The 12,672-nt window shown below is 66.8% G+C and carries 8 protein-coding genes; 6 read left to right on the forward strand and 2 right to left on the reverse strand.

Annotated features, from left to right (window positions below; all coding sequences use genetic code 11):
• Position 1 precedes the first annotated feature (1 nt).
• Together Poly30_RS29035 and Poly30_RS00235 are read left to right on the forward strand one after the other, a co-directional pair.
• Complete coding sequence (locus Poly30_RS29035; RefSeq protein ID WP_473163483.1) at positions 2–5,794, forward strand: LPS-assembly protein LptD; 5,793 nt, start codon at positions 2–4, stop codon at positions 5,792–5,794.
• A 1-nt stretch (position 5,795) separates the two neighbouring features.
• Positions 5,796–6,521, forward strand: a complete 726-nt coding sequence (locus tag Poly30_RS00235; RefSeq protein WP_145194014.1) for an HAD family hydrolase — start codon at positions 5,796–5,798, stop codon at positions 6,519–6,521.
• On the opposite strand, the gene Poly30_RS00240 is transcribed toward Poly30_RS00235, so the two are convergent.
• Both Poly30_RS00240 and Poly30_RS00245 read right to left on the reverse strand, forming a co-directional pair.
• Positions 6,518–8,215, reverse strand: a complete 1,698-nt coding sequence (locus Poly30_RS00240) for an ATP-binding protein (protein WP_145194015.1) — start codon at positions 8,213–8,215, stop codon at positions 6,518–6,520. The genes Poly30_RS00235 and Poly30_RS00240 overlap by 4 nt on opposite strands.
• Entirely contained in the window at positions 8,212–8,757 is a 546-nt protein-coding gene (locus Poly30_RS00245) for a heme NO-binding domain-containing protein (RefSeq protein WP_419190770.1), read from the reverse strand. Before Poly30_RS00245 ends, Poly30_RS00240 begins: the two co-directional genes overlap by 4 nt.
• Before the next feature lie 291 nt (positions 8,758–9,048).
• On the opposite strand from Poly30_RS00245, the gene Poly30_RS00250 reads away from it, so the two are divergent.
• Genes Poly30_RS00250 through Poly30_RS00265 form a run of 4 tightly spaced genes read left to right on the forward strand, consistent with a single transcriptional unit; the run spans position 9,049 to position 12,587 of the window.
• Entirely contained in the window at positions 9,049–9,867 is an 819-nt protein-coding gene (locus Poly30_RS00250) for an iron-containing redox enzyme family protein (RefSeq protein WP_419190771.1), read from the forward strand.
• The gene (locus Poly30_RS00255; RefSeq protein WP_419190772.1) at positions 9,860–10,618 is read left to right on the forward strand and encodes a class I SAM-dependent methyltransferase; all 759 of its coding nucleotides are present in this window, start codon (positions 9,860–9,862) and stop codon (positions 10,616–10,618) included. The genes Poly30_RS00250 and Poly30_RS00255 overlap by 8 nt, the downstream gene beginning before the upstream one ends.
• Positions 10,619–10,662: 44 nt before the next feature.
• Complete coding sequence (locus Poly30_RS00260; protein ID WP_419190773.1) at positions 10,663–11,571, forward strand: TauD/TfdA family dioxygenase; 909 nt, start codon at positions 10,663–10,665, stop codon at positions 11,569–11,571.
• The gene (locus tag Poly30_RS00265) at positions 11,568–12,587 is read left to right on the forward strand and encodes a pirin family protein (protein ID WP_145194020.1); all 1,020 of its coding nucleotides are present in this window, start codon (positions 11,568–11,570) and stop codon (positions 12,585–12,587) included. The genes Poly30_RS00260 and Poly30_RS00265 overlap by 4 nt, the downstream gene beginning before the upstream one ends.
• The last annotated feature ends 85 nt before the right edge of the window (positions 12,588–12,672 follow it).

Below are 12,672 nucleotides of genomic sequence, written 5' to 3' on the forward strand. Positions count from 1 at the left end.
CATGCGTCGATTCCTGATTCTTTTCATCGTCCTCTTCGGAGGCGCGGCTGCGCTCTGGCACTTCGAGGGTGAGCGTCGCAGTTCGATGGATCGATCGAGCCAGGTCACGATGACCGAGCCGACCGACCCGGTCGGAGCGACGACGCGGCGTGCTCGGACGAGCGACGGCGAAACGGGTGATCCCAGCGCGAGCGCGGATCCGAACCTGGCCGGGACCGATCCACGTGACGAGCCAGAGGAGCGGGTCACACGAATCGGCGATCTGGAGGTTCATGAAGGCGAAGGAGCCATCTTCCTCGGGTCTGGCACCGACATCATCAATCCGGAGAGGCCAGGGGATAATCGGATACACGTCTCGGTCGGCGATCTCGTTCCGCTGAACCGCGTCGGCTACTGGTACGACGCGATGGAGGTCGGCGTGGACTCCTACATCGTCCCCGTGTTCGACGGTGACGCCCCGCCGATCGACGAGGACAAGGAAGCGGACCTCAGCAGCCGTGTGCAGGCCGACCGGATGCGGGTCGAGCTGAAGAAGTCCGGGATCGGCAGCGGGATCCTGCGCGACAACCTCGACGTCGATCTCTTCGGAGTGGCCGTGGAGGTCTTCCGTGGGACGGCGTTCGCCCCGGTCACCTTCGACGCGCCTCACCTCAAGGTCGACTTCAAGACCGAGTTCCTCCGTTCCATCGGGGACGATCGCGTCGAGTTCCGCTCCCGCGACATCCATGGCCATGGGAGCGGCCTCGAGGCCCGCGTCCAGGAGAACGACGTCGCCTTCCTGCGTGGCGCCGATGTCCAGGTGGACCTCGGCGACGATCGGCTGCTGAAGGTCTCCACTCCCGGGAACGGGCCGCTGCGTCTGGTGGATCTGACGACCGCGGCAGAGCAGGGCGGAGCCGCGGTCACCCAGGGCCCGCGCGAGATGCTGATCTCGGTGGAGCAGGGCGTCCACGTCGAGCTGAGACTGGACGATGGGATCAGCCCGACGCTGGGAACTCCCGAAGCTCTGGAGCTGGAAGACGAGCGGGATCCTGCGTTTCTCGGGACCGGTGTGCGTCAACCGCTCATCATCGACGCCGAGAGCGTCGAGCTGCGCCTGCTCGTGGAGCGGCGGGAGATCGACGGCGAAAAGGTCCAGCCGCTCATTCAGGTCGCGCGCGCCAAGGGCGCGGTCACGATCCGTCAGGGGCGCGACGTGTACCGCGGAGACAGTGCTCGAGTTCTCTTCGAGAACGGCGTCGCCGTGCGCGTCGTGATCGAGAAAGAGCCTTCGCTGTCCTACATCCTTCGGGAGGACAGCGGTCAGGAAGTCGAGCTCAAGATGAGCGGGCGCGGGCCGGTGACCGTCAACCTCGCGAGCGCGGCGACGGCGAAATCCGAGCTGCGCTTCGTGTTCACGGGACCGGGACGCATCGACGCCTCGGGTCGCGGCGGGATCATCACGTTCGAGAACGAGGCGCGCGGCAACGGTGCTCGCGATCGAAGTCTGGCGACCATCATCCTCGCCGGTGACGTTCGCGTCGAGACGCCCCAGGGCGCGATGACGTCGAACGCGCTGATCGCGACCTACCGCGCGGGCCAGGACCTGCGCGTCGCGGCGGACGGGTCGACCCTGATCGTCGGTCGCGACCCCGAGACCGGTGCGCAGTATCACGTGCGAGCCGACGGCGGCATGAATGCGCACCTCGTCGGCGACGGCTGGTACGTCGACCGCGCCAGGGACGTGTACGCCGAGTCGTTCAGCGACGAGCCGCACCGCGTGCGCGCGGGGCTGATCACCGATGTCGACGTCTCGTCGGGGACTCTCTCCGCGTCCGGTTCGATCCTGTACGAGTCGCTCTGGGGGCGCGCGATCGCGAAGAAGGCGCTCGTACGCACCGCGGACAGCGTGACGCTCCTCGGCACCGCCGCCGAGCCCGTCGAACTCGACCTCATGTCGGGCGAGCAGGGGATGATCGATGCGGATGCGGACGCGAGCTCCGTGCGCTCCGGCTGGGTGCGCGCCACGGAGATCCGCCTCGACGCGACGGAGGTCATCGCCCAGGGCAGCGTCGCTGCCCAGGTCGAAACCATCGACGGAGTCTGGGGCTTCGATGCCCACGAGCTTTCTGTCCGCCGAGAGGTCACGGGCCAGAGCTTCGTTCTCGACGGAGAGAGCGCCGAGCCCAGCGTCGGATCCTTCCGCGCGGGGCAGCGCGAGGACGTCTATGTGACGGCGCGCTTCGTGCGAGAGGCGCGCTACGACACCTTGACGGGGAACAGCGTCATCGCGGCCGATCGCATCGAGATGGAGGCGGGCGCGGCGCAGTCGGAGAACGCTAGCGGCGATGACTCCGTGAACAGGCCACTCCTCGACCCGAGTCGCGCGGCGATCCTGCGCGCATTCGGACGCGTCTCGGTCCACATGGAGAGCTACGGTCCGGAGCTGGATTCGCGGGGGCTTCCCACCGTTCAGCAGACCTGGAACCTCGCCGCTTCGTCGGCGGTGTTCGAGCGACAGCCTGGGGCGGGCCGCGCCGGGGACCCGTTTCCGTTCGAGCTCACCGCGAAGGAGGTCACGGAGTGTCGAGTCGCCGGTCCGAGTCAGCTCGTCGAGATGAGCGCGACTCGAGTGCGGATCAACGGCGAGTTCGGTGCCCTCGACACGACGGCTCCCTCGCAGGAACTCGATCTTTCGGGATCGGTCATCCGGGCCGAGGGCAGCGTGGACCTGCGCTACAAGAGCCAGGCGGATCAGCCGGCGATGACCGCCCGCTGTCACCGGCTCGTGCTCGAGGGCGGTGAGAAGGGCCGGATGGAGTCCAATCGCTTCCGCGTCAAGGTATCGGGCATCGTGCCCGGCAACGGGCTGAAGTACGAGCTGGAAGCGACGGTGGTCCACTTCACGAAGACGAAGTTGATCGCGGACGCGCCCGAAGGTGCGAAGGTGGTCGTGGAGCTCGCTTCGCCCGTTCGCGTCGAGTCCTTCGGGTTCGTCGTCGACAAGATCACGACGGATAAGCTCACGGTCACACCGGATTGGATCTCGCTGGAGGGGGAGTCGCTGCTCACTGGCTCGAACGGTCCCGCGGGTCCCGTGAAATGGAAGGTGGCCGACCTGACGGTGCGGACCGAGGATCTGAAGCTCCTCCAGGAGAGCCCGAAGACCATCGGACCGTTCGACCCGGTTCCGCCGCAGGACGACGACGACGACGACGACGACGAGGATGGCCTGGAAGGTCTGATCACGCAGTCCGGACCGATGGTCGTCGAGTACGGGGAGATTCTTCAGGCGAGCGGGACGATCCGCGGCCTCGACCCCGAGTCCGGCGCCCCCATTTTCGACAACGCCGTGGTCGAACTGCTCCAGCAGGACATCACGATGGACGCGGAGTGGATCGCGCTCAACATCAATCAGTACACGCTGGACGCCGGCCGTGGGGCCATTCGCGGCGGCGGTGAGTCGCCATGGACGCTCGCGTTCGCCGGCATCGAGACTCGCCAGTTCGCCGACGAGCTGATGATCACGATCACGGCGCCGAGGGTCACGTATGGCCAGGATTCAGCGCGCGCCGACTATCTGGCGTTCTGGGTGGACCGCGCCCGCTGGGAGGCCCTCGGGAACTCCGTGATCCCCAACGAGGGCGCCAGCGATGCATCGAGCCCCTCCAGCGTGGAGACCGGCGAGCCTCGACCGAACTTCCTGGCCGAGATCCTCTTCGAGCTTCAGGACCGCGAGTACGGCGGCTACCTCCGCGCGCTCTACATGGAGGGCGGTGTCGAGGTGATCCGCGGGGATCGCCGCGCGGCGCGCGGGTCGAAGCTATACATCGACCTGCCGAAGGCCGTTGCCTGGCTGGAGGACGCTGAACTCGTCTATCCGCTCATGTCCCGCGGCAAGGAAGTTCCGCTGCGCATTCGTACGAAGCGCCTCGGGACCGACGAAGAGGGCAAGCTCACGGCGGACAACGCCACGCTCACCACCTGCGACCACGACGTGCCCCACTTCGTCGTACGTACGCGGAAGTTCTCGCTGGAGCCCCGAAGCGACGGGCGCTGGCGCTTCAGCGCCCGGGGCAACCGACTGAAGTTCACCGACGGCGTGGCCCTTCCTCTGCCGTCGATCGGCAACCTCGTCCTCGACGAGGAGTTCGGGATCGAAGGCTTCGAGAACGAAGCGGGCGAGGTCACGCCGCTGCGCGATATCGGCGTCGCCCAGACCGCGCGCTTCGGCACCGTGCTCGGGGCGGCGTTCCGCTTCGACGTCGGGAAGATCGGAAGCTGGCTCGCCGAGCGCATCGGCATGGACTCCAGCAAGCTCCGCGGAAAGTGGGAGACCGAGGCCCAGTACCTGAGTGGCCGCGGGCCGCTCCTCGGCCTCGGGCTTCAGCTGCGCGAGCGCAAACCCGGGGACGATCCCGACGAGGACTTCCGGCTGGATGCCTTCGTGGGGGGCATCGTGGACGGCGGCCGCGACCGCGGATCGATCCGCGTCCCGGTGGACGAGCGCGATGATCTTCGCGTGTCCGGCTACATGCGTGCGCGCTATCCGGTGGTGCGCGGCGAGTGGTTCGACTTCGCGTTTGCGAGCCAGACCGATGCCGCCGTCCAGTCCGAGTTCTACGAGGGCGACTTCCTCCGCTTCGAGCAGCGCGATACGTTCGTGCGCTGGCGCAAGTCCCTCGGAGCGGACTACCTCGCGGCCGGAGCTCAGAAGCGGGTCAACAACTTCCGGAGCCAGAAGGAAGAGCTGCCGTCGTTCGCCGCGTACCGCGGCGAGCGCGAGATCGGCACCTTCACCGGCGTGCCGCTGCTCTGGGGCGGTTCGTTCGACGTGGGTTATTTCCGACGCCTCGAAGGCGTGGCGGGCCGCGATCTATTCTCGGACCTTCCGGGCGGAGCCGTCGCCGGGATCGACGACCGAGAGCTGGGGCGCGCGGATCTCAGGCAGCGGGTCTCGCTGCCGGTTCAGACGACGCTGGCCGGGATCAAGGCGACGCCGTTCGCCGAGGCGCGCGGCACGGTCTGGACGGACTCGCTGGACGGCGGCGAGGACCCGAGGCGGGCGTCGCTACGCACCGGACTTGAGCTGTCCACGACGCTGCACAAGGTTACGGACAACGGCTACCTTCACGCGCTGGCGCCGCGCCTCGCGTACTCGACCGACGTGGCGAGCTCGCAGACGGGCGGTAGCCTCGTTCCGCTGGATCCCACGGAGCTTCCGCTGGACGGGACGCGCTACGAGGCCGGCTTGCGCAGCCTGTGGCAGCGCCCGGGGACGTTCGAGAATCTGGATGTCGATCTGCGCACCATCTTCCTGGAGAACCGCGACAACGGCCTCGAGGATTCCACGCAGCTGGCGACCCTGGCCCAGTACATCACTCGCTACGGCGACGGCATCGGACAGATCGGTGTGCGCCACGACGCCCGCTACGACCTGGAGACCTCGGCGACGACCTATTCGCGAAGCGCGCTGGCCATCAGGCCGAACGACGCGTTCCTCATCGAGTTCCGGTACTCCCAGGCCCGCGCGGTCGACGATTCGGAGCTCTACGAGACGGGCGGTATCCTGGGGCGCTGGCGTCTCGATCCCAAGTGGGAGCTGGAGTCGCGCTACATCCACGATATGAAGAACGACCAGCAGCTCTTGACGGAGCTCACGGTTCGTCGGTACGCCCACGACTTCGTGTTCGACATCACGTTCCAGGATCGATCGGGCGAAGGTGGAACGAACCTCTCGTTCAACCTCGTGCCGCTCCTCGGCTGGACCGCCCAGCGACTCGGCATGCTCGATCGGCCCGACGCGGCCCGTTGACATGGGCTTCGATCCTTCACACCAGGACGTCCGTTGGGGCGCGTACCGGGGCGTCATCTTCGACCTCGACGGAACGCTGACGCAGCCCGGTGCGATCGACTTCGTGAGGATGCGCGAGCGGATCGGGATGGAGGCGTCCGGTTCGATTCTCGCCTGGATCGACGAGAACGCGACGAACGAGTCGGAAGCCGAGTCGATGCGCGCGGTGGTCTGGGAGGAAGAGTCGTTGGCGCTCGATCGGATGGCGCTGGGCGACGGACTGTCCGACCTGGTCGCCTATCTCATGGGTGAGGGCGCAGGGCTGCACACCGCGATCTGCACCCGGAACAGCGCCGACGCGATCGAGGTCTTCGACGCGCGCCTCCGGTCCGCCGGGTTTCCGCGCTGCGCCACGCTGTTTCACGTGTCGGTGGCCCGGGACCAGTACTCCGATCGGATCGGGCGGGTGATTCGCAACAAGCCGTCGCCGGAGCCGACCCACGAGATCAAGCACGCGTGGGGGGTCGTCGATCGCTATCCGCTCCACGTGGCTCATGAATCGGAGGAGCCCCGCTATCCTGACCTGCTCTTCGTCGGAGACGACATCGACGACCTTCTGGCCGGGCGGCGAGCGGGTACCGCAGCAGGGTGGATGCAGCACGGGCGCGCCGAGGTGCCCGCGTGCGCCACGCATACGTTCACGTGCCTCGCGGACTGCGCGAGAGCCCTCCGTGCGATGGAGGACTAGCCGTGCGATGGAGGACTAGCGGTGCGATGCGGGAGTAGCGCGTCGCGCAGGGTCTCGAGCCGCACGGGTTTGGCGAGGAACGAGTTCATGCCTGCGTCGATCGCCTCGTCACGTGCGGACTGAATGACGCCGGCGGAGAACGCGATGATCGGGAGATCCGCCCACTCGACGTCCAGCGCGCGGATGGATCTCGACGCTTCGACTCCATCCACGTTCGGCATCATCATGTCCATGAGAACGAGATCGTAGTGCTTCTTCCGAACGGCCTCGATGGCCTGGGCTCCGTCCTCCACCGCATCGAACGCGATGCCGAGCTTCTTCAGAAGTCTGCCGGCGACCACGAGATTGACCGGGTTGTCGTCGGCCACGAGGACGGACATGCCCTCGAGCAGGTCCTGGACGTCGGTGACCGCGTTCGCTGGCGGCTCCTTCAAGGGCTCCTGCCCATCAGCCGTCAACTCGTAGTCGCAGGCCGCCGAGGTCGGAGTCTGAAGGACGAAGCAAAACGTGGAGCCAGCGGGACTGGACGACTCCAGGAAGAGTTCGCCCCCCATGGCGCGGGCAAGGCCCCGCGCGATGGAGAGACCGAGGCCGGTGCCCCCGAACTTGCGCGTCGTCGAGCTATCGGCCTGACTGAACGGCCGGAAGAGCGAAGCCTGGGCGTCCTCGGAGATGCCGATGCCGGTATCCGAGATGCGGATCTCCACGAGCATGCCGGGATTTGGCGTGGAGTCAGGCCGGGACCCGAGGGTTGCGTGAACCTTGACGCTCCCATCGCCGGAGAACTTGATGGCGTTGGAGAGGAGATTGCTCAGGACCTGGCGGATACGGGTCGGGTCGCCGATCACGCAGTTCGGCAGTTCTGGCGCGAGCTGTACGTCCAGGCGGACCCCGGCCGCGTCTGCCGCCGCGCGGAACATCCGCGCGGTGCTATCGATCAGGTGCGGGAGGACCACCGGGATCTTCTCGACCTCGACAGCACCGGCATCGAGCTTCGAGAAGTCCAGGATGTCGTTCAGGATGACGCCGAGGGTGATGGAGCAATCGTCGATCGTATTCAGAAGGTCGTGCTGCGCCGGAGCCAGTCCGCTCTCCCGAAGCAGGTCGACCATGCTACCGAGACCGTTCATGGGCGTGCGGATCTCGTGACTCATCACGGCCAGGAAGCGGCTCTTGGCGGCGACGGCATTCTCGGCCTTGGCGACGGACTCCTTGAGCTTCTCGCTGAGTTCGCGGGCGTCGGTGAGCGCTGTCTTCGTCGCCTGCATGCTCAGGAGCAGGTCCGGTGTCGAGTCGGCGGCGGCAAAGTCGCGGAGCTGGAGGCCGCAGTCGCGGAGCTGATCCAGCGACTGAACGATGGGGGATCCCAGGAAGGCGACAGCGCCGTCTGCTTCGAGGGGAACCGCTTCGCCTTTCAGGACGATCTGGGTGCCGCGAACGCGAAGCTTGAGGCTGCGTCCGGCGCGGAGCGCTTCGTTCACCGAAATGTGCTTCTGGACCGACACATCCTCGAGGACTTCATCCACGGGACGAGGAAGCGAGCCCTGCAGCCTGCGTTCCAGGGCTCGCCCCACGAGAGTGACTTCTCCCTCGGCGTCGATCACGAAGCCGAACGGGGCCGCCGCCGCGAAGGCGTTGCCCTGGAAGCTGACGCGAATCGGTCCGCGCGGTGAATCGTCCTTGTCGTGGGTCACCGAACCTCGCGGATCCTGAAGCGGTCGTGGCCCGGCTCCGGTGAATCGACGTGTTCGATCTCAAGCTCGGAGTCGAAGCGCTTGGCCAGGCCACGCAGAAGTCCCTGGACCATGGGCGCCAGACCCGCGCGCTCGGACCGGTAGTGCAGGATGCTCGACCCGTCCGGCTGCTCCTCACGCTCGAAGCTCGGTGGCACGAGGTCGGGCATCGTGGCCCGGATACGGTCGTGCATCGAGTCGAGGTTGTCGAGGAACTCCTCCAGCGTCGACCCCATCATGGTCAGCATGTCGCCGTACCCTTCTTCGATGGTGTACAGGGTCCAGTACTCGCCGAACGACTCGAGGACCGTCCCAGCATCGAGACCCAGTTCCGCAGACGCAGCACCGACCAGCGCGTAGGTGATCGCGTCGTCGTAGGCCTCCATCGCCACGAATCCGCTGCCGCCATCGATGTCGGCTCGGGTGCAGATACGTTCCCAGGCTTCCGTTCCGAATTGATTTTCGACGAGGCCCTGGATGGCGCGATTGACGAGTCCGTACATGCTGCTCTGGCGATGAAAAGGGGGACGGGAGAAGAGCTTTCGCGTCGAACGGTTATCGACTCGGTGAGGGGGAACCTGTAGCGATGAGCGCATTTGCCTCCCATTCCCAGACGCGGGACACGGGAATTCTCCTAAAGCTCGTCGGATCAGCCCCGGCGGCGCCAGCGCTACGGAAGTGCATTCGAGCGAGTCGGCCAAGGGCCGCTGCGCTCGCTGGCTGGCGGCGTCCTCCACGGGCCGAAGTGAACCCTGGCGCCGACCGTTCAAGTGCTCTTGCCCATGGTCCCCATCATGTCCCTCGACTCCGCCCTACCTACACGACTGATGGACACCTCGGTCCCTCGGTTCGTTGACGACCTCCTCGAAAAGGCCATCGCCCACGAGGCAACGCACCACCGTTGCCTGCGGAGATTCGGCGAGGGCAGCTACGGCGCGCGCTCCCTCGACTTTGCGCGCAGCTACGCCCGCTGGTATCACGGCTACTCGGCGTGGTTCCCGCACTACCTGAGGGCCGTCATCGAGCGGCTCGACTCGGCAGAGCACCGCGCCCTCCTCGCGTCCAACCTCGCGGAAGAGCAAGGGCATCTGGAAGAGCACGATCGCGAAGTTCTTTCCGCGATGGGGATCGACCCTTCCACGGTGGACGGCGTCCCCCATCCTCAGCTGTTCCGTCGCTTCTGTACCGCCATGGGGCTCGGGCCAGAGGACCTCGACGCTCCGCCGCTCCCCACCATCGAGTGGCGCAGCGCGTTCCGCGCTGCACTGCGGGCCGGATCCGGCGCCTACGCCGTCGGCGCCCTGGGCCTCGGCACCGAAGCCGTGGTCTCCACCATCTACGGGCCGATCGTGAAAGGCCTCGAGCGTCTCCCCGATCTGCGCCGCGAGGACATGGTCTTCTTCGAGCTGCATTGCCACGTCGACGATCAGCACTACGACGACCTGCGCACCATCGCCATCGACCTGTCGGCGACCGAACAGGGAAGGCGCGATCTGGAGCGTGGGATGAACGATGCGCTCGACCTCCGCCTGCAGTTCTGGGGTGAGTTCGAACGCGCCGTGGCGACCGCGCCCGCGATCCTGGAGATCCAGCAGGAGGCCCAAGGTGCCTGAGTCCACGGCCACCCTCTACAACGACTCGGCGGCGAACTGGCAGCGCAGCGAACCGATCCTCCTCTCCGACTTCACGGCGCGCCCGTTCCTGCTCGACTGGTGTGGGGACGTCCAGGGGCAGTCGGTACTCGATCTCGGCTGCGGTGAAGGCTACGTCGCACGGAAGCTGCTCGAGAAGGGCGCGGGCAAGATCGAAGGACGCGACATCTCCATGGAGATGATCGAGAACGCCCGCGCGTCGATCGCCCCGCCGGACAGGGACAAGATCGCCTATGAGGTCGGCGACGCGACCAATCTCTCCGGCCATCCGGACGCGGCCTACGACCTCGTCGTGGCCGTTTTCCTGTTCAATTACCTGGATCGGGCCCAGACCCATGCGGCGATGGTCGAGATCGCGCGCGTGCTGAAGCCCGGCGGACGCTTCATCTTCGCGGTGCCGCACCCCTCGCTCGCGTTCCTTCGCGCCGAGGAGAGGCCGTTCTACTTCTCGCGCGGCGATCACGGCTACTTCAGCGGACGTGACGCGCTGTTCGAAGGCAAGATCTGGCGCAGAGACGGCCATGGCGTTCGCGTGCGCTGCGTGCACAAGACGCTCGACGACTACTTCTCCGCGTTGAATGCTGCGGGCTTCGGATTCATGCCGGAACTCAAAGAGCTGCACGCGACCGCGGAGCATCTTGCTTTCGATCCCGACTTCTTCGAACCGCTGCGGGACCAGCCGCTGCACATGGCCCTGCGGGTGAAGCGATGATCGCGGGGGCGTCATCCGAGGCGTGGAGGCGCGCCTCCGTCGCCATGCCGCTCCCGGAGGACGTCGCGCGCGCGATCGAGGCCTTCGGCGCGGAGTTCCCCGCCCTGCTCCGCGAGCCCGAGGGGCTCACGCGCGAAGCGGTGGACTTCGAGGCGTTGCGTCCGCTCGTCGAGTGGGTCCGCTCGGAGCTGGACGCGGGGCCAGGCTTTGCGGCTGTCGCGCTCGGATCGCTCGGGCTCGCCTACGCGCGCCTCGCGTTCGGGCTGATCGGTGTCATGCTGGCGCCTCCGATCGATCGCTACGGCTTTCACTACGCGGTGGCCGACACCGGGCAGTCCTACGAGGAGAAAGCGATTCCGATCAGCATGACGCGGGCGAGCACGGGGCTGCACACGGATAGCAGCGCGCGGGACTGCGTTCCCGGAACCGTTGCGCTCCTCTGCGAGCGTCCTAGCTCGGACGGCGGCGAGTCGCTGATCGCAGACGCCTTTTCGGCATGTCGCTGGATCCGGGACAATCGGCCGGAGGTCGATGAGATCCTGCAGCGATCGTTCGTGCGCAAGATCGTGACGCCCGGGCTCGATAAGGGCCTCGATTCCCTTCGGCGCAACCGGTTCCCCATCGTGCGCTGGGGGCCAGAGTTCGAGTTTCGCTACATGCGCTACTGGATCGTCGAGGGACAGAAAGAGCTGGGTCAGCCGTTGAGCACGGCGGAGCTGGGCGCGTTCGACCTTCTGGACGAGACGTTGATGAGGCCGGAGTTCCTGACCACCTTTCGGCTGGAGGCTGGCGACATGCTCTTCGTGAACAACACCCATCTCGCGCATGGTCGAACGGCTTACGGCGAGGTGCCGGCTGGCGGGAGGCTACTCTGGCGGATGTGGCTCGATGAGCGCGCGGCAGGCGGAGTGGGCTACAAGCCCGAGCGAACCGGGCTATCTTGGGCCCCATGAACACCGTCCGTCAGGTCTTCCCCATCGGGGCCCAGTGGCCCACGCTCGATCCGTTTCTCTTCACGGCCCATCACCTGGACCGCTACCCGGCCGGTACGGAGACGTTCGGCCCCGACCCTGCCTTGCTCGTCGGACGTCACATGTGCAGTGACTTCGAGGGCAAGGACGGCTGGAACATGTACCATGGCAGGGAGGTCCCGGGATTCCCCCAGCATCCGCACCGCGGCTTCGAGACGATCACCTACGTGCGCACCGGTCTCTGCGACCACACCGATTCCATGGGCGCCGCCGCGCGCTTCGGCCAGGGGGATACCCAGTGGGTCACCACGGGTCAGGGCGTCGTTCATGCGGAGCTCTTTCCGCTCGTGCACCGGGATCGGCCCAACACCCTGGAGCTGTTCCAGATCTGGCTGAACCTGCCCGCGAAGGACAAGATGGTGCCTGCGCACTTCAAGATGCTCTGGAGCGAGGAGACGCCCCGGGTCGAGCGACGCGACGGCGATGGACCCCGCTCCGAGATCACGATCATCGCGGGCGAGTTCGACGGGAAGAGCGGCCAGGCACCGCCGCCACACTCCTGGGCCGTGCGAGAGGAAGCAGCGATCGCTGTCTGGCACATCCGGATGGAGGCGGGAGCCAAGCTGGTGCTGCCGCCTTCGCCCGCGGACGAGGTGAATCGCGCGCTCTACGTCTTCGATGGTTCCGAGATCGTCGTCGACGGCGAACCGGTTCGGAGCGGTCACGGCGCGGTCCTTCGGTCGACGGTCGCGGCGGAACTCGTCGCGGGCGACGGGCCGGTCGAGGCCATGGTCCTGCAGGGGCGTCCGATCGGGGAGCCCGTGGCGAAGCACGGGCCCTTCGTCATGAACACCGAGGCGGAGATCCGACAGGCCTTCCGCGACTACCAGGAGACCCAGTTCGGCGGTTGGCCCTGGCCCGAGGACGCGCCCCATCACGGCGGCGCCGAGCAGGGCCGCTTCGCGAAGCACGCGGACGGTCGGCGCGAGGATCGGTAGCAGCCCGGGAGGACTGGAGCAGCGCTGGGAATTTTTTTCGGTTGAGCCGGGGTTTCCCCGGCGTCGATACGTTCCGACCAGGGCG

It is taken from the genome of Saltatorellus ferox (assembly GCA_007751475.1).
Taxonomy (GTDB): Bacteria; Planctomycetota; UBA1135; order UBA1135.

What these genes read in the sequence shown, in the direction of transcription:
- Poly30_RS29035 (WP_473163483.1), top strand. Translation starts at nt 2, where the DNA reads ATGCGTCGATTCCTGATTCTTTTCATCGTCCTCTTCGGAGGCGCGGCT.
- Poly30_RS00235 (WP_145194014.1), top strand. Translation starts at nt 5,796, where the DNA reads ATGGGCTTCGATCCTTCACACCAGGACGTCCGTTGGGGCGCGTACCGG.
- Poly30_RS00245 (WP_419190770.1), bottom strand. Translation starts at nt 8,757, where the DNA reads ATGTACGGACTCGTCAATCGCGCCATCCAGGGCCTCGTCGAAAATCAA.
- Poly30_RS00250 (WP_419190771.1), top strand. Translation starts at nt 9,049, where the DNA reads ATGTCCCTCGACTCCGCCCTACCTACACGACTGATGGACACCTCGGTC.
- Poly30_RS00260 (WP_419190773.1), top strand. Translation starts at nt 10,663, where the DNA reads ATGCCGCTCCCGGAGGACGTCGCGCGCGCGATCGAGGCCTTCGGCGCG.
- Poly30_RS00265 (WP_145194020.1), top strand. Translation starts at nt 11,568, where the DNA reads ATGAACACCGTCCGTCAGGTCTTCCCCATCGGGGCCCAGTGGCCCACG.